At 51.2% G+C, this 24,946-nt stretch carries 22 protein-coding genes and 1 riboswitch; of the genes, 12 read left to right on the forward strand and 10 right to left on the reverse strand.

Translation table 11 applies throughout. The features are described from left to right. Positions 1-76 precede the first annotated feature (76 nt). The 3 genes from dprA to OXH16_21150 form a co-directional block, all read right to left on the reverse strand. Positions 77-1,174 carry a DNA-processing protein DprA gene (gene dprA / locus OXH16_21140; GenBank protein MCY3683914.1) on the reverse strand — a complete coding sequence of 366 codons (1,098 nt, stop codon included), beginning with the start codon at positions 1,172-1,174 and terminating at the stop codon, positions 77-79. A 156-nt stretch (positions 1,175-1,330) separates the two neighbouring features. Continuing rightward, a complete protein-coding gene (locus tag OXH16_21145; protein ID MCY3683915.1) occupies positions 1,331-2,809 on the reverse strand; it encodes a sulfatase-like hydrolase/transferase in 1,479 nt (492 codons plus the stop codon). A 20-nt stretch (positions 2,810-2,829) separates the two neighbouring features. Further along, positions 2,830-4,110 (reverse strand): MFS transporter, encoded by a 1,281-nt coding sequence (locus OXH16_21150; GenBank protein ID MCY3683916.1) that lies wholly within the window; start codon positions 4,108-4,110, stop codon positions 2,830-2,832. Between the two features lie 131 nt (positions 4,111-4,241). On the opposite strand from OXH16_21150, the gene OXH16_21155 reads away from it, so the two are divergent. Then, positions 4,242-4,712: a nucleoside 2-deoxyribosyltransferase gene (locus tag OXH16_21155; protein ID MCY3683917.1), complete on the forward strand. Its 471-nt coding sequence runs from the start codon at positions 4,242-4,244 to the stop codon at positions 4,710-4,712. A 67-nt stretch (positions 4,713-4,779) separates the two neighbouring features. Here OXH16_21155 and OXH16_21160 read toward each other — a convergent pair whose 3' ends face one another. Then, positions 4,780-6,141 carry a KamA family radical SAM protein gene (locus OXH16_21160; protein ID MCY3683918.1) on the reverse strand — a complete coding sequence of 454 codons (1,362 nt, stop codon included), beginning with the start codon at positions 6,139-6,141 and terminating at the stop codon, positions 4,780-4,782. 172 nt (positions 6,142-6,313) lie between these two features. On the opposite strand from OXH16_21160, the gene OXH16_21165 reads away from it, so the two are divergent. After that, positions 6,314-9,055: a UPF0182 family protein gene (locus tag OXH16_21165; protein ID MCY3683919.1), complete on the forward strand. Its 2,742-nt coding sequence runs from the start codon at positions 6,314-6,316 to the stop codon at positions 9,053-9,055. Next, on the forward strand, positions 9,042-9,956 hold the full coding sequence (gene murQ, locus OXH16_21170; GenBank protein MCY3683920.1) for an N-acetylmuramic acid 6-phosphate etherase: 915 nt from the start codon (positions 9,042-9,044) through the stop codon (positions 9,954-9,956). The genes OXH16_21165 and murQ overlap by 14 nt, the downstream gene beginning before the upstream one ends. On the opposite strand, the gene OXH16_21175 is transcribed toward murQ, so the two are convergent. Next, entirely contained in the window at positions 9,953-11,482 is a 1,530-nt protein-coding gene (locus OXH16_21175; protein ID MCY3683921.1) for an AAA family ATPase, read from the reverse strand. The genes murQ and OXH16_21175 overlap by 4 nt on opposite strands. Before the next feature lie 130 nt (positions 11,483-11,612). Between OXH16_21175 and OXH16_21180 the strand changes: the two genes are divergently transcribed. After that, positions 11,613-13,328, forward strand: coding sequence for an NFACT family protein (locus tag OXH16_21180; protein ID MCY3683922.1), 1,716 nt, complete (start codon positions 11,613-11,615; stop codon positions 13,326-13,328). A gap of 106 nt (positions 13,329-13,434) precedes the next feature. Next, on the forward strand, positions 13,435-14,166 hold the full coding sequence (locus OXH16_21185) for an NAD(P)-dependent oxidoreductase (GenBank protein ID MCY3683923.1): 732 nt from the start codon (positions 13,435-13,437) through the stop codon (positions 14,164-14,166). Positions 14,167-14,231: 65 nt separating this feature from the next. Here OXH16_21185 and folD read toward each other — a convergent pair whose 3' ends face one another. Both folD and OXH16_21195 read right to left on the reverse strand, forming a co-directional pair. Next, the gene (gene folD / locus OXH16_21190) at positions 14,232-15,116 is read right to left on the reverse strand and encodes a bifunctional methylenetetrahydrofolate dehydrogenase/methenyltetrahydrofolate cyclohydrolase FolD (GenBank protein MCY3683924.1); all 885 of its coding nucleotides are present in this window, start codon (positions 15,114-15,116) and stop codon (positions 14,232-14,234) included. A gap of 53 nt (positions 15,117-15,169) precedes the next feature. Beyond that, a riboswitch (ZMP/ZTP riboswitch) is annotated at positions 15,170-15,255 on the reverse strand. A gap of 56 nt (positions 15,256-15,311) precedes the next feature. After that, positions 15,312-16,721 (reverse strand): BNR-4 repeat-containing protein, encoded by a 1,410-nt coding sequence (locus tag OXH16_21195; protein ID MCY3683925.1) that lies wholly within the window; start codon positions 16,719-16,721, stop codon positions 15,312-15,314. Positions 16,722-16,866: 145 nt separating this feature from the next. Here OXH16_21195 and nfsA point away from each other — a divergent pair, with 145 nt between their 5' ends. From nfsA to OXH16_21230, 7 genes are all read left to right on the forward strand, one after another. Next, entirely contained in the window at positions 16,867-17,619 is a 753-nt protein-coding gene (gene nfsA / locus OXH16_21200; protein MCY3683926.1) for an oxygen-insensitive NADPH nitroreductase, read from the forward strand. 103 nt (positions 17,620-17,722) lie between these two features. After that, entirely contained in the window at positions 17,723-19,090 is a 1,368-nt protein-coding gene (locus OXH16_21205) for a Fic family protein (GenBank protein ID MCY3683927.1), read from the forward strand. Between the two features lie 89 nt (positions 19,091-19,179). Next, a complete protein-coding gene (locus tag OXH16_21210; protein MCY3683928.1) occupies positions 19,180-19,521 on the forward strand; it encodes a hypothetical protein in 342 nt (113 codons plus the stop codon). A 125-nt stretch (positions 19,522-19,646) separates the two neighbouring features. Beyond that, positions 19,647-19,868 (forward strand): hypothetical protein, encoded by a 222-nt coding sequence (locus OXH16_21215; GenBank protein MCY3683929.1) that lies wholly within the window; start codon positions 19,647-19,649, stop codon positions 19,866-19,868. After that, positions 19,861-20,112: a type II toxin-antitoxin system RelE/ParE family toxin gene (locus OXH16_21220; GenBank protein MCY3683930.1), complete on the forward strand. Its 252-nt coding sequence runs from the start codon at positions 19,861-19,863 to the stop codon at positions 20,110-20,112. Before OXH16_21215 ends, OXH16_21220 begins: the two co-directional genes overlap by 8 nt. Before the next feature lie 85 nt (positions 20,113-20,197). After that, the gene (locus OXH16_21225) at positions 20,198-20,845 is read left to right on the forward strand and encodes a ThuA domain-containing protein (GenBank protein ID MCY3683931.1); all 648 of its coding nucleotides are present in this window, start codon (positions 20,198-20,200) and stop codon (positions 20,843-20,845) included. Then, the gene (locus OXH16_21230; GenBank protein MCY3683932.1) at positions 20,845-21,495 is read left to right on the forward strand and encodes a GPP34 family phosphoprotein; all 651 of its coding nucleotides are present in this window, start codon (positions 20,845-20,847) and stop codon (positions 21,493-21,495) included. The genes OXH16_21225 and OXH16_21230 overlap by 1 nt, the downstream gene beginning before the upstream one ends. Positions 21,496-21,658: 163 nt before the next feature. Here the strand turns inward: OXH16_21230 and OXH16_21235 are convergent, their stop codons facing one another. From OXH16_21235 to OXH16_21245, 3 genes are all read right to left on the reverse strand, one after another. Then, the gene (locus OXH16_21235; GenBank protein ID MCY3683933.1) at positions 21,659-21,946 is read right to left on the reverse strand and encodes a DUF1330 domain-containing protein; all 288 of its coding nucleotides are present in this window, start codon (positions 21,944-21,946) and stop codon (positions 21,659-21,661) included. Positions 21,947-22,037: 91 nt separating this feature from the next. Then, positions 22,038-23,090 carry a hypothetical protein gene (locus OXH16_21240; GenBank protein ID MCY3683934.1) on the reverse strand — a complete coding sequence of 351 codons (1,053 nt, stop codon included), beginning with the start codon at positions 23,088-23,090 and terminating at the stop codon, positions 22,038-22,040. 107 nt (positions 23,091-23,197) lie between these two features. Next, positions 23,198-24,940, reverse strand: a complete 1,743-nt coding sequence (locus OXH16_21245; GenBank protein ID MCY3683935.1) for a hypothetical protein — start codon at positions 24,938-24,940, stop codon at positions 23,198-23,200. Between the last annotated feature and the right edge of the window lie 6 nt (positions 24,941-24,946).

Below are 24,946 nucleotides of genomic sequence, written 5' to 3' on the forward strand. Positions count from 1 at the left end.
TGATGCGGTCTTTTTAGACGGGGCGGACGATCCGTTGATCCGTAGGTGCGGGTTTCAAACCCGCACCTACTTTTTTTTATTTTTTTTGTCTGAAATGCATGCCCGGCAGTTGTTCGACATGGCCCTGGATTTCGAGACTCAAGAGGATGTTGAGGGTCTCTCCAGAAGAGAATTCCACGGCTCTGGCGAGGGCGTCAATATGTACGGAGGGCGCATCTTCAGACAGGTTGGCAAGAGCGTCCCATACGCGTTGTTCCCGTTCAGAGAGAGAGGGTTGCTCAGTGGGTTGAGGGGGGAGTGCTGACTGATGTTCAATTTCGCTCAAGATGTCTTGCGCTGTCTGCACGAGAATGGCCCCCTGGCTGAGAAGGCTATTTGTGCCCTGACTTTTTCCCGAGTAAATCGGACCAGGTACGGCAAAGACATCGCGGTTCTGATCAAGTGCAAATTGGGCGGTGATGAGTGCGCCGCTCTGTTTGCCAGCTTCAACAACGACTGTGCCGAGGCTCAAGCCACTGATGATGCGGTTGCGTCTTGGGAAGTTGTGGGCTTCAGGGCTGGTGCCCAGCGGAAACTCTGAGAAGACCACACCGCGTTTACATATTTGTTGAAATAGGGTGCGATTTTCTGGTGGATAGGGGCAATCGAGGCTGCTGCCAAGCACTGCTGCTGTTGCGCCGTGTTCGAGCGCTCCACGGTGTGCATGGGTATCAATGCCAACGGCCATTCCGCTGACTACTGTTATTCCCGCTCTGGCGAGATCACTTCCCAGGCGATGTGCGGTTTCCCGTCCATAAGGCGTGAAAGAGCGCGAGCCGACAATGCTTATGGTGGGGCTATGGCACAGGCTTATGTCGCCTTTTGCAAAGAGCAGGGGCGGTGGGGCGTAGATCTGGGTTAAAATTTCGGGATAGAGGGGATCGGTGAGTGTGCAGATATGGATGTCGAGGTCTTTTGCGCGTGAAACCTGGTCTCGCGCCCAATTCCAGTCCCGATTGGTAGAGATAGATTGTGCGGTACTGGGACCAATGCCGGGGATTTCGCACAGTGCTCTGGGAGATTGTAAGAGTATATTTTCCGGCGTTTCAAAATGCTCGAGAAGCGCGCAATAGGCGGCGGGACCCAGGCCCGGTACCGCGTAGAGTACCAGCCAGGGTATAGCGTGGTCACACATAATGTCTCGTTTGAGGGGTGCGTTTTTAGGGATACATGTAAGCAATATTTATGCCAAAAAAAAAGCCCGGTAAATGGGCTTTTTTTCTTTTTTATGTGAATATTTTGTTCACAATGCGGGTGGTTGCTTGAAAGATTTGAAAGGGAAGAGGGGGATTCAGTCTCTTGAATATCCGGGGATATTGTAGAGGGGAACCGCCCATCCCGCATCCTGGATTAACAAATTTGCATCCACACTTTTGGGGTCAGCTATTGCGCCAAAGTCTTTCCATTGGTCGCCATCTAGAGGTTCGGTATAGTTTTCGTTTTGGAAAAAGCCTATTAGTTTTTCGCGCATTGTTTTTACCTCGGAAGCGTACAGGATATTGTACGCACAGTTGCGCGTTTCCTCTGCATCTGTGCGGTGATCGAGCAGGTATTCCTTTTGGTCACCGGCTGAATAGATGTATTTCAAGTTGCCGTCATAGGCCATGTACATACCCCGTTGCCCGCGCTGGATCTGACCGTAAATCATTCGTTCGCGCCCATTGCCTACGAGATCGGCCATGTCCAGACCATCTAAATCTGCGTTGTGATGGGAAATGCCTGCTGCGCCCAAAAATGTCGGGATCAGATCCATCAATCCACACGGTGTTTCTTCTACAATACCGCGGGGGAAACGCTCGGGATAGCGCACCAGCATGGGGACTCGGGCCGCTGCATCGAGAAAGCTGCGCTTGCCAAAACAGTTGTAATCCCCCAGTAGTTCACCGTGATCCGATGACCAGGCAATGAGGGTGTTGTCCAGTTCGCCCTGTTGTTCGAGTTCGTCAATGATCCGGCCCACGCTGTAGTCGATGAAAGATATACACGCCCAGTAATACCCGCGCATGACCTGCAACATGCGATTGTCCAATCCCGCATCGCGGTATTTGTATCGATTCTGATGGCGATTGAAATGTGTCCACAGATCTTCCATGTCATCGGGGCGTTTGGGAAAGGGCATTAAGGAACCGCGATAGAGTTTGTTCCAGGGTGTTGGCGGTGAGAAGGGCGGGTGCGGATGGATAAAACTCGACCAGAGGAAGAACGGTTTGGATGTGTCGCGGTTTTTCAGAAAGTCAATGCTGCGGTCTGCGACCCAGGCCGTTGGATGATGGCGTGCGGGGAGTTGAGAAATTTGCGGGATATAATACATTTCTCCTCTTGCACCCATTGGGTCATGTACATAGTCATAGCCGTGTGCATGCAAGTATTTTAGATAATCGTTTGTATCAATCGTTCCCGAAATTTCTTCCTGTACATCTCGTGCGTGAAATCCCCGCAGTCCTCCACGATCCCCGGTAAAGTGCATTTTGCCCACTCCGTGACAGAGGTACCCGCCCTGTGAGAGGAGGTCCATTAGCGATGGACGGTCTGTCGGTTGTCGAAATCCATTGTCAAAGCACCCATTTTTGTGCGGGTATTGGCCGGTAATAAGGGATGCGCGGGCTGACACGCAAACGGGCGAGGGCGTGTATCCTTTGGTAAAATTTACTCCTTCATGACACAACCGATCCATCACTGGTGTGCGAATATGCGGATTGCCTGCCGCGTGAATGGTGTCCCAGCGTTGCTGGTCGGTAAATGCGAATAGAATATTGGGTTGTTTGGGCATTTTTCACTCCCTGGAGAATATTAATAACTCGAAGCTTTCATGTAAAAACACAGCCAGAATCCCACCAAAACGGTTGTGGCTGATAGGGCAAATACACCTTGGAGATGTACGAGGTCTGCGAGTACGCCTCCAAATATGGGATAGAGCGAACCAATGCCCAGGACGGTGTTGGTGATGCCGATATAGGTTGGGCGACGCTCTGCTGGCGCAATGTCCAGAAGATAACTTTTGAATCCGATAAAGATGCCTGTTGTCGTTCCGCCTATCAAGAGAAAAATTGGCGAAAAACACGCCGCGATTATCCATTCAGACGCGTGTTGCAACAAACTCGCCTGGTTGCTCAAGATCAATGCCATACACGGAATTGAAGCCACGCCCAATACGGCGAACAAGACCACGCGGTGGTTTCCGTAATTGAGCGAGAGTCTTCCCCATATTATATTAAAAATAGCTGCGCCTATGGTTTGTATGGCCAAAAAAAAGCCGACTGTGCTTTCCGAGATGTAAAATGTCTCCTGGGCGAGTACCACGTAAAACGGGAGCGAGAATCCGATGCCCGATGCCAGCATTTGAACCAGGAGAAATCGACCGAAGTTGTGATCGCGGCGCAACAATTGAGGAATACCGCGAATCACCTGAATGGCATTTCGGTGGGTCGTGCCCATCTCGCCTTCTGGCTCTCGAACCAGACAGAAACACCCGATGCCCAGGCTCATCATCCCTGCACCCAGCGCGAAGATCATGACGTAATTTATCGGAAAGTCATAACCGCTATCTGAGTCGAGAAAATACTTGACCAATAGACCTGCGAGAATGCTCAATATGCCGCCGAGAAATGAACGGGATGCGTAAAATAATCCCGTGTGCGACCTCGGCAGAGATCTGCCCACAATATCTGTATAGGCATTGCCCGCGGGGCCACCAAAAAGAGAAGCGATGCCGTATAGGATGAGAAAGCTGCTCAATACCAGACTGGGGCGCTCGAGTCCGTACCACGCGAGCAGTGGCACGATTGCCCAGATCAGCGACATGCGCATGAGGTTGGCTTGTCTATAAACAGGTAACCGACGCGCACGCCGCTCCAGATATCCCGCCACGAGCAATTGGGGCAAATGCCAACCTGCGCGGTGTAGAGATGCGGCCAGGCCGACCAGCGTATCTGAGGTTGTAAAATGCCGAATAAAAACGGGTAAGACTGTGGTGGGGTCTAAAAATGCCGTGCCAAATGCGAAGATGCCACCATTTAATGTCCCCACAATAAAGTTGAACCGCGCATTGCCCTTTTCAGGTAAGAATCCCAAGGAATTGTCCCCACACCCAGTGAACCGCTAAGTAGTTATACGCTGTTCCACAATATAATGCTTCTTGACAATCGGGAAACTCGTTTCTATATCTTGGTTATAGATTGATTTTTTACGAGGAGAATAATCTCATGTCCAGAATTATCTATCTCGCCAGTCCCTACGGTTTTTCGTCTCAACAGAAACAGAAACTTTTGCCCGAGTTTGTTCAGGTGCTCGAGTCTCTCGGCGCAGAAGTGTGGGAACCGTTTGGACGCAATAATCAGATTGACAAGGCACAGCCCGGATGGGCGTATCAAATCGGGCAGGCAGATGTGCGCGATGTCAAAGAATCAGACGCGATATTTGCCATTGTCAATGGCACGCCGCCCGATGAGGGTGTGATGGTTGAACTCGGGATTGCCATTGCTTTAGGGAAAAAGACCTTTTTGTTTCGAGACGATTTTCGCCGCTGTACCGATTCAGAAGACTATGCGCTTAATCTTATGCTTTTTACTGGTTTGCCAGAACACGGCTGGGAAGATTATTATTACACTTCTTTGGATGAAGTTGTCGATCCGGATAAGGCTCTGGTGCGCTGGCTGAATGGAGCGGTAGATTGACGATAGATGTGTTCGAAAAAAGGGGCGACCTTTTCAGGTTGCCCCTTTTTGTTGTATTTGCTGTGTATTACCGCGCAGCCTCTATGGCCTCGGCTTTCATTTTTTCCCTTTCCACATCGTCCTGCCATCGCGCTTGAATATCTTCGCGCAAACGCCAGAGTGGATCAAAATAAAAGAAAAATGTATCGGGTTTTACTACGGGACTGATATAGACGGCGATTCCGGTTTCCCGGTTGTAATACTCGTAAGAGTGTGCGTCTCGTTTTCCGCCACCGCCCAATGTATCTACAATAAATGTGGGCATGTTGAACCCGGATGTGGTGCCGCGTATGGCTTTTTCAATGGCGAGGCCATCGTCGAGCGTTGTACGCAGGTCTTCAACGCCGCGCACGAGGTCGTGGAAATATACGTAATAGGGTTGTACGTTTAAGTAGCTCAATCGCTTGACCAGGAGTCTCATTGTCTCGGTGCTGCTATTCACGCCGCTTTGAAGTACTGCCTGGTTGCGTATTGTTATTCCGCGGGACTGCAGCCGATTAAGCCCGTCCTGGGTAATGCCGGTGATTTCGGCGGGGTGATTAAAATGGGTGTGCAGGACGACTTCTTTGTGCATTTTGCGCCCGCGATCTACCACGCGCGTCAGCGCATCTACCCAGGCATCATCTGTGACGAGTTTTTGTGGCATGACCGCCGGGCCTTTGGTCGCAAAGCGAAATCGCCGGATGTGGTCGATATCCAGCAGGCGATTGCCCAATTCTTCGAGTTGATCGGCTTTGAGCTGATACATGTCGCCGCCGCTGACTACGACGTCTTCGATTTCGGGGCGCGATTGAATATACCCAATCGCATTGTCCCATCGCTCGCGATTGACCCGCAGATTTACCTTTTCTACATCTTCTGTATCCAGTCCCACGGCATAGCTGCGGGTGCAAAATCGGCAATATACAGGACAGGTGTCCAATACGAGGAATAACACGCGGTCTGGATAGCGATGTGTCAATCCATCAACGGGGGCGTCTCCCAATTCATTGAGCGAATCGAGGTGCAATTCGGGGTGATCGTGCTCTTGCTCGCATCTGAGAGACAAAAATTGTTTGCGAATCGGATCGCGATATGGGTCATCCCAATTGATCAAGCTCGTGATATACGGCGAAATCCGCACACTCATGGGCGCGTGTTGCAGGCCCGCTGCGACTTCTTGATAAAAGTCATTGGATACCCGATCCTCGAGTACTCGCATCAATTTGCCCACGCTGGTTATTGAATGGCGCATCTGAAAGATGTGCGAGTGAAAGGTGCGCGCGTCTATGTCTGCAAAAGCGGGGATGTGTCGCCAGAATTCGTCCCGACGCAATTCGCGATGTGCGAGATCCTCGGGATCGACGGGATGTTTTGTGCGAGGGGCATATACTTCTTCGATAACGTCCATCTTTCTGCCTTTTTATTGAGATACAAGGTATGGTTACGCCTGTGAGCAGGCTATCTATAATACACCCGCTATGTATCTCTGTCAAGTCTGGGCGCGGACAAAAACCTTGTTCAACCTGTTTGTTTATTTTACTTTAAAAACGCTATTGCCATCATTCTGAACGGAATTTTTTATGACAAAACGCGCGTTTGTTCTTCTCATTTTGGGTTTTGCTGTTTTTGCAGCTTTTGTTGGGCTGAGGCTGCTCTCGGTGGTTTATACCGATTATCTCTGGTTTTCATCACTCGGTTTTCACGACGTATTTATCACCATTATACGCACCAAAACCCTCGCCTTTTTCGCATTTGGAAGTGTTTTTGCACTGATTTGCGGTATCAGTATTGTCGCTGCTCGGCGCTATGGACAGCCCACCCGCGTCATGGCGCTTGAGGTTATTATCGATGGCGCTGTTCCCATACCGCCTGATCACTCTCTCCGACAGCGTTACGCCTGGATTGGGATTGTCGCGCTGTTGTCCTTTTTTATGGGTGTTGCTGGCACCACGGCCTGGTCAGTTGTTCTAAAATACGTCAATCCCACCTCTTTTGATCTGGCTGATCCCATATTTGGTCACGACATCGCATTTTATGTTTTTAGCTTGCCGCTGTACAATTTTCTGCAGGGTTGGCTTATTTCCGCAGTTATTGTGACGGGGATTGCTACGGTTGTTTCCTATCATCAGGATAGAGCGCTTCGATACGATGATAAGCGCTGGATTACGACGCCATATGTGCGAGCACACGTTTCGATTCTCGCCGCTATTCTCGCTCTATTACTCGCGTGGGGGTATTGGTTAAAAAAATATGAACTGCTCTATTCTTTTCGCAAAGAAGCTTTTTTTGGCGCGGGTTATACAGATCTCAATATCCAGATATGGGTTTATTATCTGATGCTTTTGGGGCTGGTTGTTCTCGCGGGGTTGCTCTTTTACAATGTGCGCGTTCGCACATGGAAGATTCCCGGATTTGGCGCGGCGGGCTATCTCGGCGCGCTCATTGTCGTGAGTTGGTGCATTCCTATTATTTTTGAATTGGTGGTCGTGCGGCCCAATGAATTTGACAGAGAGAAGCCCTATATTCAACATGCCATCAATTACACGCGCAAAGCATATCGTCTGGACAAGATCGAGGAGGTGCCTTTTCCCGGCGAATCCGATCTCACTGCGGACGATATAGCAAATAATCAGGCTACCATACAAAGTATTCCGCTGTGGGATCGCCGTCCGCTTATGGACACGTATTCGCAGATCCAGGAAATTCGGTCCTATTACAAGTTTCGAAGTGTCGATGTGGATCGCTATCACATTGACGGCACGTATCGACAGGTGATGCTGGCCGCGCGCGAACTGGCGAGAAATCCGCGCGATTTACCGGGGGATACATGGGTCAATCGGCATCTTGTGTACACGCATGGATACGGTCTGGTCATGAGTCCGGCCAATGAGATTGCCGCCGAAGGACTGCCGGGTTTTCTGCTGAAAGATATTCCACCGGTTACATCGAATGGTATTGAGGTTACCCGCCCCGAACTCTACTACGGGGAAGATATGCGCGATTATATCATCGTTCGGACCAATACACCCGAATTTGACTATCCCAAAGGCGATGAGAATATATACACGAATTATCAGGGGCGCGGTGGCGTGCTGTTGGACGGATTTTTGACGCGTCTTTTATTTTCTATTCGCTTTGTCGATCCATTTATTCTTTTTACCGATGCGATAACGCCTCAAAGTCGCGTTGTTTTTGACCGGCATATCGGCACCCGCTTTGGAGAAGATGCCCCGCGGCGGTTTGATAAAATCGCCCCGTTTCTCCGTTTTGACAGCGATCCCTATCTCGCCGTGGTTGAAGGCCGGTTGCTCTGGATACAGGATGCTTATACTGTCTCCAATATGTTTCCCTATTCGATGCCTTATGGGCGGCCTTATGTGCGAGAAATGAATTATATTCGCAATTCTGTCAAAGTGGTGCTCGACGCGTATAATGGGAGTGTCACTTTCTATGCCTGGGATACGAGTGATCCTCTCCTCGAGACCTATATGGCGATTTTTCCGCACCTGTTCAAGTCGGCCGATGAAATCAGTCCCGCACTTCGCGTACACCTGCGGTATCCGATAGATCTCTTTGATATTCAGGCGACGCTCTACAATACCTATCATATGACCACCCCGATTGTGTTCTACAACCGCGAAGATGTGTGGGAGATTCCCACAGAATACTACGGGACAGTTGATCGTCCTATTCGCATGCGTCCGTATTATGTGATGGCGCGTTTGCCGGGTGAAGACCGCGAAGAATATATTCTCATGTTGCCGGCTACGCCTTCCAGCAAACCCAATATGATCGGCTGGATATTTGCGCGTTGTGACGGAGAAAATTACGGACGACTTGTGGTCTATAAATTGCCGAAGGAAAAGCTTATTTACGGGCCGATGCTCATTGAACAACGCATCAATCAGGATACCGATATTTCGCGAGAAATTACCCTGTGGGACCAGCGCGGGTCAGATGTCATACGCGGCAATTTGCTGGTTATTCCCATCCGCAATTCGTTCATTTATGTCGAGCCGCTTTATTTGCGCGCATCCCAACACGGCATGCCAGAGCTCAAGCGCGTGCTCGCCATTCACGGTGATCGCCTCGCTATGGGCGAAGATCTCAACGATGCTCTCAACAGGGTTTTTGCCAAAACAACGGGCACGCGAGTTCGGGATACTAAAAATTTGCCAGAAGATCTCAAAGGACTCGCCCGGCAGGCCTATCGGCAATTTGAAACGGCGCAAAAGCACTTGCAGGCGGGCGCGTTTTCCGATTATGGCCAAAGTGTTGAGGCACTGCGCCAAACGCTTCGGCGCATGAATGAAAATGAATAAACAGGTCTCAAAGTGGGCTGGATTGCTCACCGAACAGCGCAATTCCAATAGCACCCATATTGATCGGTGTTCGACAGTGGATGCACTGCGCCTTATCAATACCGAAGATCAAAAAGTAGCGCGTGCTGTTGAGGGTGTGATAGACGATGTTGCCCGTGCTGTCGATTTCGTGGTGTCGGCATTCCAAAAGGGCGGTCGTCTCTTTTATGTCGGTGCGGGAACCAGCGGTCGCCTCGGCGTTCTCGATGCGTCTGAATGCCCGCCGACTTACGGCTTATCGCCCGATCTCGTTCAGGGGGTTATCGCGGGCGGTATTCCCGCTTTGACGCGTTCACAAGAAGGCGCAGAAGACCATCCAGAAGACGGCAAAGCAGCACTTAAAGATCTCGGCTGCACGTCCGATGATGTTGTTATGGGCATTGCGGCGAGTGGGGTGACGCCTTTCGTGCTGGGTGCGCTCGAATACGCGCAATGCATTGGCGCAAAGACTTTGTTTTTTACATGCAATCCAGATGTCGCAGAAAAGGCGCGCGCAGATGTCGCGATTGTTCCTGTGGTGGGGCCAGAGGTCATTACCGGTTCGACGCGTATGAAAGCGGGCACGGCAACCAAACTCGTGCTCAATATGATTACTACAACTGCTATGATCCGCCTGGGCAAAGTCTATGAAAATCTGATGGTTGATCTCACGCCGACCTGCGAAAAACTCATAGATCGCGCCGAGCGCATTTTGGAGATTGTATCTGATCTGACCCCTGAAGAAAGTCGCCGGGCACTCGACAACGCACAAGGGGATCTCAAAACGGCGATTGTCATGACAAAACGGGCTGTCTCTATAGAAACAGCCCGTGAATTACTGCGGCAAAACGATGGTGTTATCAATAGGGTTCTGGTGGATTAAGCTTTGTTGTGTTCCCCTTGATAGAAGGTTTTTACCAGGCCGTTGAGATAGCCTTTGGGCTGGCGCACGGCTTCTGCGGTAATGACGTAAGATTGGTGACCCAACAGCTTTAGTCCGTGTCCGTAATCATCGAACAAATCAGGACAGACTTCGTCAACTGTTCGATTTTCTTTTGCAGCCTTTTCGGCAAGTGCGCGCAGTGCTTCATCGTCAAAGGTGAGCGCGATACCATAGGCGTCCTGGAATCGCTTGACAAACGCGCCCGTGCCCCGCAAGACCAGCAACTGCTGAAGCGCGTGTTCGGGGTCTTCAATCACATTTTTCGTGACGTGAAACGAATCGATTTCTGTCGAGGGCAATGATTTTTCAAATTTTAGTAACGCGCGTTCACATACGCTGACCAGGCTTCGCGCGCCGGTTTGTTCCAATGCGGCCTGTTCGGCCAATAACCTGAGGGCGTCGTCGTCAAAAGTTAGATCAATGCCGTAGGCTTTGAAGTCGCGTTTTTTGCCCAGAATTACCGAACTGGTCTGGCTTTGCAAAATCGCGTAGAGATCATCAACGCTCAAGGGCGTTAAGACTGCTGTTACGGGCAATCGGCCCACAAACTCAGATTCAAAACCGTATTCGATCATGTCTTCTGTTTTGGCGTGTTGCAAAAGTTCTGTGTGGTCCTGTTCGCGAGATATGTCGCGCCCGGATTGGAACCCGACTTTGCCCAGATTGAGACGCTTCCGCACGATGTCGTCAAGGCCGCTAAATGCGCCGCTTACGATAAACAGGATGTTGCGCGTGTTAATTTTTTGACGCTCTACTTTGCCGCTGCGCTGAAATTGCATCATGGATTCCATCTGCGATGTGAGGTCGTGTGGTGCTTTGAGATCGACATCGGTTTCTTCCATGAGCTTGAGCAAGTTGCGCTGAACTCCCGTGCGCGATACGTCTGGACCGACCAGATTTGAAGCGGATGCGATTTTGTCTATTTCGTCGATGTACACGATGCCGTATTGCGCCATTTCAATGCTGCCATTGGCTTCGCGCACGAGTTCTCGAATCAGGTCTTCGACATCGCCGCCCACATATCCCGTTTCGCTGAATTTTGTCGCATCGCCTTTGACAAATGGAACGCCAATGCGTTGTGCAATCAACTTAATCAAGTACGTTTTGCCCACGCCCGTAGGCCCAATCAGGAGGATATTGTTTTTGATGTGTCCCACATTTTTGCGCGAAAATTCCGGGTCTTCGCGGTCGAGTTTCATGCGATTGTAGTGCGTACATATCTTGGTAGATAATACTTCTTTTGCTTCGGATTGCTGCACCACATATTCGTTTAGATAAGCCTCTAATTCTTCGGGCTTGAGGTCAAAATCTATGGTTTGTTCTGCGGGTTCTTCCACGCGGGGACCTTCCTGTATCCCGTCGGCTTCTCCCTGCGGAAAGACTACCTGATTTCCGTATTTTTCTTCGAGGAAGTTTTTGAGATCTTTTTGCAATTCTGCAGGAGAAAAAGGTCTTTTTTCAGACATAAAAAAAGCTCCAGAGTCAAGGGGCTGGGGACTGGGGATAAACTCTTAGTCCATCCAGAGTAGTAATACTGAAAGTTCTTAAACAATACCAATACTGCTTCTGACTGTCAAGTTATCATGAGACACAGTTATGAATCTCAGTCCACTAACACTTCGCAGATTATGCGATGAATTGCGGCCTCAGATTGACCACCGTCTGATCCGCGATGTGTTCCTCGTTGGTCGGCACGATCTCTTTTTGTCTCTGGGCGATGCCGGGCATCTCTTGCTTTCCGCACATCCAGGTCGAAGTTGTCTGATGCTGACTCAACCGCCTGTCGATGCCGAGCGCGTACGCATTCCCTGGGCAGATCGCTATTTGCGCGGTGCGGGTATTATTGGCGTTGAGCATGTTTCCCACGAACGCATTGTGCATATCGTAGTTCGCAAGCGCGACCGCATTGGCACGGTTACCGATTCCCGCATTATATGCGAATTGATCAACAGGTATGCCAATGTCGTTCTCGTCGATATGAGAACGAACCGAATCCTGGGGACGCTCAGGACCTTTCGCGCGCGCCAGAACCGCGTGCGGGAAATAGCTCCGGGAAGATTCTATCAGCCGCCGCCAGCACTCGACCGCATGCTGCCGGAAAACGCGAAGTTTTCCTTTTTGGTCGATATTCCCGAAGATGCGCGCGCCGATGCGCTTGTACAACATATTGCGGGGCTTGACCTTTTATCTGCGCGCGAATTGCTTCATATTGCTGGTTTTGGCAAAAAACGCTCACTTTCCTCCAGCGATCTTGCAAACTTTGCAGAGATTATCCGCACCTTTTTTGCGAATCCGCCATTTTGTGACGGGGGCCTGCGCGTACTCGAAGGGGATAATCGCAACGCGGTTTGTGCGCTTGATATTCGGCATACGCAGATAGAACAAGCGTATCGCACGCTCGGCGAAGCCATATCGGATGTTGTGGCAGGCGAAGTCCAGTCTGAAGCTCTTAAAGGGCGGTGGAAAAATATCGAGAAGGATCTAAAAAACCGCCTGACTATTTGCGAGCGAAAAATTGGGCGTATCCGCGCAGATATCGACGATGCGGATCATGCAGATCTATATGAAAAGATGGGGAATGTGCTGATGTGCCACATCGCGCAGATTCCTCCAAATGTCGATACCATAACGCTTCCCGATGTGTTTGATCCGTCTCGTGAGGATATGGTTATCTCCCTCAATCCGCGGCGTACGGCCTCGGAAAATGCCAGCGCGTATCTCAAGCGGGCGCAGAAAGCGCGAAAGGGCGCACCTATTCTCGCCAAACGCCTTGAGGTTGCACAGAGGGAGAGGGATGAAATCCTGAATTATACAGATCGTCTCAACACTATCCGTTCGGAATCCGAGTTCGACGAGATACGGCGGGAACTGGAAGATGCGCGTCTGATCAAAGCGCCCAAAAAGAGGCCTCAAGTCAGGTCTAAACGCCAGAGTGGCGATATTCACCCCAGACGGTATCGCACACAGGATGGTTGGCGCGTGCTGGTGGGGCGAAATAATGCGGAAAACGACAGGCTTACCAAAAGTTCAGGCCGAGACGATCTCTTTTTGCATGTTCACGGATGCCCGGGGTCCCATGTGATTCTCAAACGCGATGGCAGAGCGGATCACCCCTCTCGAAAAACGCTTGAAGAGGCGGCCTGTCTGGCGGCTTATTGGAGCAAAGCGCGGGGTGCTAAAAGTGTACCGGTCAATTATACGGAGGTTCGCTATGTGCGAAAGCCGCGCGGGGCACCGCCGGGGCTGGTCACGATTCGGAATGAAAAAACTCTGATGGTCTCGCCTCGCGAACTCAAGCGCGAGGACGAATAGACGAATAGACGAATGGCAGTACATACTGGTTTTGGGCGGATGGGTGGGGTTCGTTGATTCGTTGATTCGCTGTTTTGCAGTTTCACATTTTTTCAAGGGAGATATTGTGGCGCGAAAGAGGGTGTTGATTACAGGTGCAGCAGGGCGTATTGGCGTGGTTCTCACAGATGGCTTGTACGAGCGATATCAACTGAGGGTGCTTTACAATCGCACAGTTTTAGATCAGAAGTACGACGAGGAAGTGATGGTGGGAAATATCACGGATCTGGAGAAGATGGAAGAGGCTGTGGATGGCATGGATGCGGTGGTTCACATGGCGGGCAATCCATCGGGTGGGGCGACGTTTGAAGAAACTGTGGAGGCGAATATTATTGGTACCTACAATATTTACGAGGCGTGCAAGCGCAGGGGGGTGAAGCGGGTCATTTTTGCCAGTACCAATCACGTTACCGGTATGTACGAGAAGAAGGGCCCGGTTTATACGACCTGGGAAATGCCCGTGCGTCCCGATAGTTATTACGGTGCGAGCAAAGCGTATGGCGAAGCGTTGGGACGGTATTATGTCGATGCGTATGGTCTGTCTGTGATTTGCCATCGCATTGGGTCTTTTCAGCCCGTGTCTTCTGTTCAGAATCGAGGCAGTGACCGCATTTTGTCGTCCTGGCTGAGTTATAAAGATACGGTGCAACTGACCTGGCGGAGCATTGAGGCACCGGAGAAGATTGATTTTGCGATTTATTACGGTATTTCGGGTAATACGCGAGCGTATTGGGATATTCAAAATGCGCGCGAAGAGATCGGGTACGATCCCGTGGATAATGCCGAAGATTATGTTTAGTGGGAAATGGGAGAAACCGCCGATTGCTCAAGATCGGCGGTTTTTTTGTGTCTGAATGCGACGGTTTATGCGAGGCCGTACATGCGTTTTGCCGATGTTATGGTGTTGTACAGGAGCATGGTGATGGTCATGGGACCAACGCCGCCCGGGACGGGTGTGATGGCGCGCGCTTTTTTGCTGATGGCCGTGTAATCGACGTCGCCAATGAGGCGATAACCCGCTTTTTTGGATTTGTCGGGTACGCGGTTGACACCGATGTCGATGACGACTGCGCCATCCTGTATCATGTCGGCGGTGACGGTGTTGGGATGTCCTGTCACCACAATGAGGATATCTGCCTGACGGGTGAAGTGCCCGAGGTCGCGCGTGCCGGTATGGCATAAGGTGACGGTGGCATTTGTGGTTTTTTGCGAGAGGATGTTGGCGAGCGGACGGCCCACCAGGGTGCTGCGCCCTACGATGACGACATGTTTGCCCGCAACTTCGAAGTTGCCGCGTTTGAGGATTTGTTGTACGCCGTGGGGCGTGCAGGGCAAAAAGCCTTCTTCGCCGCGCATGAGGCGGCCGAGGTTGACCGGGTGGAGACCATCTACATCTTTGTCGGGTGAGATGCTGTTGAGGGTGGTTTGTTCGTCAAAGCCTTCGGGCAGGGGGAGTTGAACGAGGATGCCGTGAATGGAATCGTCGTCGTTGAGTTGTTCTATGGTGTCGAGGAGGTCGGATTCGGGTTGGTCGGCTGTCAGGGTGTGTTCAATAGAATATATGCCGATGTCTGCACAGGCTTTGCGTTTGCCTTTGATGTAGGATATGGATGCCGGATCGTCGCCGACGAGTACGACCGCGAGGCCGGGGGTGCGGTTGTGATTTGTTTTGAGGTGCCTGACTTCTTCGACCATTTCAGCGCGCATGGTTTTGGACAGGTCTGTGCCGTTTATGATTTTTGCCATGATCGCTTTCTCCTATGTGAATGCCCAAAACAAAAATACGCCCGGGCGATGTGATTGTTTTCAGCCCAGGCGGTCGGCAGGTGATATGGTCCAGTGCTTCCTCGTGGTTATTTCCACTTTTCCGCCAGTTACACTGGAGATTTCTATAAATTTAAGGGATTTGGGCGGATAATTCAAATTTTTTTTGGGTTATATTTTTCAAAGGGAGATCGGGTGCTCGAAATCTCTTTCCATTGTTTCGGGGAGTTGATAGACGTTGCCTTTTTTGTCGCAGAAGTAGAGGCAGGATTTGGATGCACGTCGCGCATTGCCGTCGGCCCAAAGGGCGTAGAAGTCGGGGTGAGCATTGACGGGGCTTCGGGCGTAGGTGTGGTTGCGGGTGCTGTTTTGCGTGAGTTTTTTGACGCGCATCCACGTTTGTTCACTGCGTTCCCACATCGCCATTTCTCCGCCGGGATTGTAGGGTTGTGGTCCGGTTTCTGTGGGGGCGATGACGCGCCAGGTGCCGTCGGTTTCGAGGTAGAGGGACCCCATGTCGTAGTTGCTGTCGGATGTGGTGATGGGGTGGGCGTGCCAGTCGCTTCCCGTCCATTGCAATAGGGTCCAGGTGCGCGGATCATTTTCCGGTCCCGATTCATAACCTTTGCTGGTGATGACGAGGATGACGGGTTTGCCCTGTGGATCGAGGCGAATGTCTTTGAGATAGACTTTTAGTCCTTCTGCTTCGTAGTCGCGCACGAGGGCGTTGTTGTGTGGGGTTGTAAGCGGTATTTCAACGGGTTCACCGGCCGCGTTTTGCCAGGTTTGTCCAAAGTCGGGGGTTTCGAGATAGTAGAGGTTGGTGCGCCAGTTGACGCCGAGGGGATCGGGATGGTAGTTGAAGGCCGTGACGGCTTTTTGGCTGGAGCATATACTGATTTGATAGTGTCCTTTTTCGATGGCGGATAGGCGCGTCCATTCGGACCAGTTGACGCCGTTTGGGCTGGTCATGAAGAAGAGGGTGCGGTCGGCCGGGTCTTTGTAGCGGGTGACAAAGTTGATGAAGCCGCGACGGGGTAAGTGCCAGGCTTGCATGTAGGAGAAGTTGTCCATGGGCCGTTCTTCGCCATTGAGGCGATAGGTCGCGTCAATTTGTTCAAATTCGTCGATGGCGTAGGGTTTTGCACTTCGGTGGATATACGAGGGGCGCGATAAGCCGTGTGCGGTTGAGAAGATCCAGATATAGCCTTTGTCGTCTATGGATATGACGGGGTTGTCGTGGGCGTCGGCTGTGTTTTTGTCGAGGAGGATGGTCGGTCGGGGTACCTGTCGGGTTTTGTGGTCGAAGTAGGAGATCATGTGCAGGAGAAAGCCGCTGCGATTGCGGGAGAACGAGTGATCGCCATTGAGGTCTTCTTCGGTGTGTTTGAGGTGTGCGTCAAGGGGGGTGCCGCCATAACAGAAGAAGGTTTTTTCGACTTCGGGACGGTACACGGCAAAGGGGCGATGTTTGGCACAGTACGTGCCCAATCCGCCGCTGTATTTGTACACGTATTCATCGCCGGATGGCTGATTGTAATACCATATTCCGCGGTAGCCCGTGTCTTTTTGGTTTAAGGTGAGGGTCATGTTTTCTCCTTTGGAAAATATTCGCAGAGGGTAAAAAAAGGGAAAAGGAAATTCTCGTCAAGTTTCTTGACAAAGTTTGGTTTCATGACTTCATTCAGGATATGAAATGTAGCGTGCAAAACCCGGTTCCTTAGAAAGGATTATTATGTCGAATCCCACGATTGATGTGTTGATGTCGCACAGGAGTATTCGGAGGTTTGAAGATCGGCCGTTGCCCGATGGGGTGTTGGAGACGCTGATTCGGTGCGGGCAGCAGGCGAGTACGTCGAGTAATTTGCAGGCTTATACGGTGATTCATGTGGCTGATCCCGAGCGCAAGAAGAAGTTGGCCGAGTTGTGTGCCGATCAGGTGCAGATTCATCAGAGTGCGGCATTTTTGGCTTTTTGTGCGGATTTGCATCGGGATCGGATGGCGAATCAGATGCACGGGGTTGAGCGATTTGATGGGGATTATGTCGAGGCGTTGATGATTGCGACGGTGGATGTCGCGCTGATGATGCAGAATGTGGCTATTGCTGCGGAGTCTATGGGGTTGGGCATTTGTATGATTGGGGCGATGCGGAATAATCCAAAGGCTGTGGGTAAATTGCTCGGTTTGCCACCTTATGTTGTTGCGGTGTCGGGATTTTGTATTGGGTATCCCGCACAGGAGCCAGAGGTGAAACCGCGGTTGCCCGTCGATGCGGTGTTGCACAGAGAGCGTTATCTGGACGATGAGACGCATTGCGCGATTATGAAGGATTACGATGAGAAGATGGTGGCGTTTTATGCGTCACAGGGGATGCACGAAGGAGATCAGCGCTGGACGACGGTGGTGGGCGGGCGCACCGGGCAATTTCATGCGCGTGAGGAACTGGACGAGTTTCTGACAGCGCAGGGGTTTAAGTTGCGAAGATAAGGAACTCACATAAAGGCACAAAGGGATATTTGGGACTTTGTAGTTTTGTGTGAGAATATTCTTTATATTTTAGTGTCTTTGTGTCTTTGTGTGAGAATATACCATGAGCAACGTCATTGAAGAAATTGATCGGCTGAAAAGAGAGTTGGACGAATTGCGTCCATTGCCTTCCGATGTTCTCGCCCGGGTAGAACAAAAACTACGGATTGAGTCGAATTATCACTCCAATGCCGTAGAAGGCAATAGTCTGACGCTCGGAGAAACGAGAAGTTTGATCCTCCATGGGCTTACTGCTCATGGGAAGCCCATGCGCGATCATCTGGATATTGAAGGGCATGATGAGGCGGTAAAGGCTATGGAGGATGCAGTAAGAAGAAACGAGTCTCTCAATGAGGTTTTTATACGCAATCTCCATAAAGTATTGTTGAAGGAGCCGTACGAAAACGACGCGATAACGCCAGATGAACAGCCTGTGAAACGACGCATTGCTATTGGAGAATATAAGACACAGCCCAATAATGTGCGAACTTCTACGGGAGAGATTTATTATTTTACGCCGCCAGATCAGGTGAAATCGGCGATGGGCGATCTTATAGATTGGTATAGGAAACAAGAGGACGAGGGCGAGCATCCGGTTGTCATAGCTGCTACGTTTCACTACCGGTTTATCCGTATCCATCCTTTTGATGATGGTAATGGCCGTATGGCGCGGCTTTTGATGAATATGATTTTGATCAAGCACGGGTACACGGTGGCCGTGGTTCCCGTTGAAGAGAGAGGTCAATACATCGGGATGCTGGAGCAAGCGGATAAGACCGAAGATTTGGCGGAGTTTATCATCTATATTGCGGCCTGTTGCGAATATACCCTGAATCTCCATCTAAAAGCCGCTCGTGGAGGGGATATTGAAGATGTGGAGGATATAAATAAAGAGATCGCGCTATTTAAACGTTCTTTGGAAAAAAGCACGAGGGAGACAATTGAAGCGAGAGAATACGAAAAGGATACGGGCGACACAATTGAAGCGAGAGAATACGCAGAAAAGGTGCTGTATCCATTATGCTTTTATTGCAAAGAGAAGGTCGAACAGTTTTCCGACCTGTTCGAGGATGTTCTTGTACATTCTGATGACTCTTTTGTAAGCGAGGTTGGCAACCAAACTACTATTTTTTCGTTATTAAAATTCGAAGATAATAGTGACACTTGGCCGGAAAACGCGCTTCTTATTTCTTCTTACATCGAATTTCATTTACAGGATTTTCAGGAGAAGCAAGGTGACTCTTTTTACTTGCAAATTGAAAATGGAGCAGACTCAAATAGTTGTGTATGGGAGTTTTATTCACGGGAGCTTGATTATAAAAAAGAATATACAGGGCAAGATTTAGAGGTGCTCAAGAAGATGTTTAACGATATGATACGGTTCATGATGAACAAGCTATCGGAGCAATCTGATGATCAAGAAGCCGGATGATAACGAGACTAAAAGAGCATGTAGCGCATAGTAGCGTGTTATGATAATTAACTGAATAATAGATATGCTCTTGAGGAGGATATACTGAAGTGGAACATACTGTAATGTTTCAAGTTCTTCAGGAATGGGAAGGATATATCATAGAGATAGGAGAGGATGATTTCACTGCGCGGCTTTTAGACCTGACCGCCGGTTCTTTGCATGAAGAGGAAGAAGCAGTCATTCCTCTCTCTGAAATTTCAGAAGAAGATCCCAAGCACCTGCGCCTCGGCAGTATCTTTAGGTGGATCATCGGTTACGAGCATTCCACGAGTGGAGCTAAGCAGCGTGTCTCCCATATCGTCTTCCGCGAACTTCCTATTGTGACTAAACAGGATATAGCCGAAGCCGAGGAATGGGCCAAGAAGACCGCTCAGGTATGGTCGGACTAACTGCTATTGAAATTTCACCTGAACATAATTAGGAGCACTCGTTGAAGAAGGGGTATAGCTCTGATGCCGCGAACGCGAAATAGCAGTTTGGAACAGCAACTCTTTCTGGTGCAAAGGAAATAATTATGAATGTGACAGATATACTCGAAAAAGCTCAATTTGTCGTGGACGCTGGTGGCGAAAAAAAATCAGTGCTACTTGACTACACGGCTTGGGAGGCTTTACTGACCTTACTGGAAGACCTGGAAGACATAGAGGAGATTCGCCACCTTCGCGACGCAGATGAAGAAGTAATTTCATGGGAACAGGCCAAGGCAGAACTGCGCGAAGAAGGTATAGATGTATAGCGTTCAAATCCTTCGGCGTGCGATGAGAGATATTTCAAGGCTTCCATCGCAATATGCCCGGCTGGTGAGCAATCATATTAATCGTCTTTCAGAAAATCCTCGTCCTGCAGATGCAAAAAGGCTTCAGGCAAGAACAGATTACAGTTTGCGTGTGGGCGTTTATCGGATTCTATATGAAATAGATGATCGCACACGGATTGTCACCATCTATCGGGTGAAACACCGCCGCGATGTCTATCGCTGATATTGAAAAGCGCTTGACCGAGTAGTGGGTGTGTATTATATACGCCGATGCAATTTGAAGATGAATAATCATAAAGGAGGATGAAATGAAAGTGCTGATTTTATCGGGGCCGAACCATCGGTTTGATGCAAGTGCCGAGGTTATCCATGGATTTTTGGGCGCTCAGGACGATTTGTCTGTCGCGCTTGAAGACAATAAGGATGTGCTGACTTCAGACGCTTTGGACGATTTTGATGTGCTGGTACACGGTACGGGATTCACGCGCACAGAGCGGGATGCTGATGGGGCGGTGAATCGCTTGCCGGATTTGACGCCCGAGCAAGAAGAGGGACTGTTTGATTTTGTGGCAGGTGGCAAGGGTCTGGTGGGTATCCACGGTACGGCCTGGTGGATTGGTGGGCGGGCTGTGGATTTAATTGGCGGACACGCAAACTGGCATCCGCCGGGATTGACGTTTACTGTGAATATTGCAGATGACGCGCATCCCATTACGCAGGGGGTCGATGATTTTGAAGTGGAAGACGAGATTTATATGTCGGCGTGGGATCCCGCTGTTCACATTTTGGCAACCGCGGATTGGAGCGATAAGCAGCATCCCATGGCCTGGGTGAAAGATTATGGCGAAGGACGGGTATTTTACACGACTCTGGGACACGGGCCAGGTACATTTGAGCGGGCAGGGATGCAGCAACTGGTTACGCAGGGCGTGAGATGGGCTGGAGGGAACTCGTAATGCTTAGATTTGCCGAAGAACTCTTGCTTCTGACACTCGACGATGAGAATGGGAGATTTGCTCGCGTGCCAGACCGGCTGATGCGGTACGCGCTCGCCGGTGGTGTGTTGATGGATTTGGCGCTGGAGAATCGGATTGATACGGATCTCAAAAATCTGATTCTCGTCGATTCGACTCCGCTCCAGGATAGCTTGCTCGATCCAACGCTGGCGGATATTGCCGAGGCAGACGATACTAAGGATGCGCGCTTTTGGGTGGAACGCACCGCGCTTCGCGCAGATACGATTCGAGAAGTGGCACTCAATCGGCTCGTAGAACAGGGTATTCTCAAGCGCGAGGAGGACCGGTTCATGTGGGTGTTCCAGGCGCGGCGCTATCCCATTATTGACAATACAGCTGAGCGCGAGGTCAAGCTGAGGATTATGGAGGTGTTGTTTAGCGATCAGATCCCAGGTCCGCGCGATGTCGTGATTATTGGCCTTGCACATGCGTGCGATATTTTCAAGGAGATTCTGTCCGCACGCGAACTGGCGCGTGTTTCAGATCGCATCGATCAGGTGCGAAAGCTGGATTTGATCGGTCAGGCGATGTCGCAGGCGATTACAGATATCGAGCTATCGCTCGCCCTCGCGGTGCAGATGATGCCATAAGAAGTGTGAAGTGAAAAGTGTGGAAAGGGGTACAACTGGTCGGTGAACGGGCCTGAAAAGCGGCTCGTTGTACACCATCCTCAGACCAGTTCACTGAAAAGCCGCTTTGCTGAAGTCCCAGCAAGGCGGCTTTTTTTGAGGTCCCGCTGTAGTGAGGCAGAAGTTACACGCCTTCGGCGATTATCACGGAGGCGGTGGCAGACCTCAGGCGGATTTCTTTGAGTCTGGCGTATTCCGGGGAATTTAGCCACGTTCTCGCCTGTTCAACGCTGTCAAATTCCACCACTACCATGCGGTCGGGTATCCAATCGCCCTCTATCGCCTCAGTGGTGCCGCCTCGCACCAGATATTTGCCGCCGTGAGCCTCAACGGTCGCTGCAATCCCTTCTTGAAACTCAGCGAAGACTGCCTGGTCCGTTATTCCGTTATTCAAAATTACATATCCAGCCATGTTGACTTCTCCTTTCGCATGTTATGTGAGCAAGATGGTAATGCCGATTTTACTATAAGCAACGATCTAAAGTTTTTGTCAACACTCTTTTTTATGGATTGGTGTCGCTCGTATCCTCAATAGGTCCGTCTCTGGTTTGCAATCGCATCCCGGTGTTATTGGCGCGCGTACTCCAGACTTGTCCCGAGATAGCAGCGTGCTTCCGTAAGGCTGTTAGCAACTGCGCCTTGACTGCATCATCTGAGATCTCATCGGCGTCGAAGAATCCGAAGACTGTGGATCCAGTTGACGAAAGGCCACACCCAACAATGTCAGCCACCTCGTTAAACCCGCGTCGAACCGCCTGAAGCGGGGCGAGTTCTGGTCGCTCCCAATGTCGCCGCTTCCAGCCAGTCTCCTGCAGGGCACTCACTGATGATCCAAACGCCGTCAGGTCGAACTCCAAGATCGCGGGCAGGAGTTGCATCAAGATCACATGCGATACCGCTTGAACCTCATTCAGCGGTATCGGTGTGTTAGCGACCATGAATTCAAGTTCTCGCTGGCCCGATAGCCCACCCAAATCCCGAGGCGTGAACAGGACCACGCCCCAGTAAACTGGAAAATCGTAGCGAAGCAAAAGAGGCGGTTGACGCACATCGCGGGCAAAGCGGCTGGGCGCAAAGAAGTCTTTGTCCCGGTCAACGGAGTGGCCGCCGTCCAGTAGCAGACCGCCCCATTGGAATGCACCAATGCCGATGCCCGACGTACCCCCTCGCGTCGATATTTCTGTCAGTTTGGACTGTGACAGGTTCAGCTCGAAGCAGTGATTCAGTGCCGCCAGCAAGGACAGCCTCCACTGGGTACCCGAACCAAGCCCATGATGGGGAGGAATCGTCTCGCGGATAACGATCTGCAAGGCTGGATCAACATCCAGCAACTCGCTGCTGGATATGAGTTCTCTCATCACGAACTTTCGTAGCCTGGCGTCGCCGCCACGCACGTTGGCGTGCCCGTGGGGGCAGAAGTCGAACGCGATTCCCGGTTGTTCCAGCGCAATACCGAGACCGCCGTCGATGCGACCCAGTTGACCGTTCATGTCAACGAGCGTGAAATGCAAACGCGATGGGGTGCCAATGCGATTGTGAGTGAAGGTTGAGGACATCGGTAGCCTCTGTGGAATTGACCGGGCAACAGGTGCTGGATACGAAACTGTGGTAACGCAGAAGTTATTCGACGATGGTGGATTTGATTATGTGTGTTCTGTCAATACTATTGCGAGCCATCAACCTGCACCGTAATGATGTCTATGCCGTGATATTTTCGGTGACGCACAGAAGACGCATAATGCCGCAACAGGCGGAACGATATCTCGCTTTCCTCCGGAACCTCGACCTGTTCGCTCAGGTACGCCAGTTGGTCTTCGATGTTCACCTCTTCGAAGACAGCCAGGAACTCTATCTCTATTGTCCCGTTGTTGGGACGCGCAAAGAGGATTAACTTCGGCGCATTATCAGTCGCGTAGTTACCCCCCAGTTGTAACAGACTCGACAGTGCCTCCTCACCTGCGGCACGCAGCCGCTCCGTCGAAGCATCATTCCAGCCGATCCTGGAAGCGAGGTCGCGGAGTAATGCGTCGATCCTGGGCAGAGCGGAGATGTCCAACGCGGTCTCCAGGCGTCTGCGCCTCGGGTTGGTCATCTCTGTGAATGAGGTCATCAGAATCGCAGCCAGAATGCCGGCTGTCATGCCGTTGCCGAGTGACGCGCCCCACGTCTGGCCCAGCAGGTCCAGGAGGATGTTCTGATTCTCCAGGCCCACTCCTATTGAGAGTGCCAGGCCCACCGTCAGAGCCTTTCGATGATCGAGACCGTCCTGCAAGACTGTCCTCATACCTTCCACGAAGAGCAGACCCATTATCATCAACAGGAAAGCCCCCATGACGTGACTGGGAATTGTGAGCAGGATAGTCGCCGCCTTGGGCAAGAACGCCAGTCCGAATAAGATGCCCCCAATAATATATCCAACGCTGCGTGCTGCGACTCCAGTGAGGGTGATGAGCGACACGCAGGAAGGCGAATAGATTATAGTGGGTAGCGTTCCCGCAATTCCGGATAGCAGCGCGCCCAGTCCGTTGGTGTTGAGTGTGCCCTGGACCAGGCGGAAATCGGTCGCCTGTGGCCTGCGTCGCGAAATCTGTTGTATGACAACACTATCGCCACTGGTCTTGATGGCGACTACGAGACTCACAATCACGAACACCGGCAGAAGTGCCCAGAACTCCGCACCCGGTCTCAGGTCGAGCCCCGCCCATACTGCGATATCCGGCAGGTCAAACCAGGGTGCTTCGATTATTCGCCGAGCATCGTACAGTCCGAAGTATGCGGCGACCGCGCAACCCGTTGCGATTCCGATAAGTGGCGACCACAGCCGCCAAATCCCCGAAGCGCGCAGTGCCAGTGCTACGGCGACGATCAATGTCACTGCAGCACTGACTATACCCGCGGCCAGAGGCACCCCTTCGGGTACTTCTTTCAGCCCGTCGAATGCGATTGTCATGACTGTGACTGCTATCAGCATGAGCGCTATGCCTGAGACGACCGGCGTGATGATGCGCCGCAGCAGCGGGAGATAGGCGGCCAGCGCGAACTGCATCAGCGACGACACGACGATGAGACTCGCCAGCATGGACAGATCGCCCTCCTTTAGCGCCAGGACAGAGACCGCTATGAAGTGAGGTCCGGCACCTGTCATGAGCACCTGTCCAGATCCCAGCCGTCCGACCCGACCAGCCTGTAGCGCAGTAATAACGCCACCGATTATAAGCGAGGAAAAGACGGCCCACGATAGGTAGTGATCACTCTGGCTGGCCGCACGGAAGATAATGGTCACAAATAACACCGTGTTGGCCAGGGTGAGCAGGACACCCTGAAAGGCGACGCCAATCGACACTGAGGGAGGACACCGCTCGTCAGGCTCGTATTGGATGGTTTCATTTTTGTGTGCTATACTCAAAGATAG

The sequence above is a fragment of the Gemmatimonadota bacterium genome (genome assembly GCA_026705765.1).
GTDB lineage: Bacteria > Latescibacterota > UBA2968 > UBA2968 > UBA2968 > VXRD01.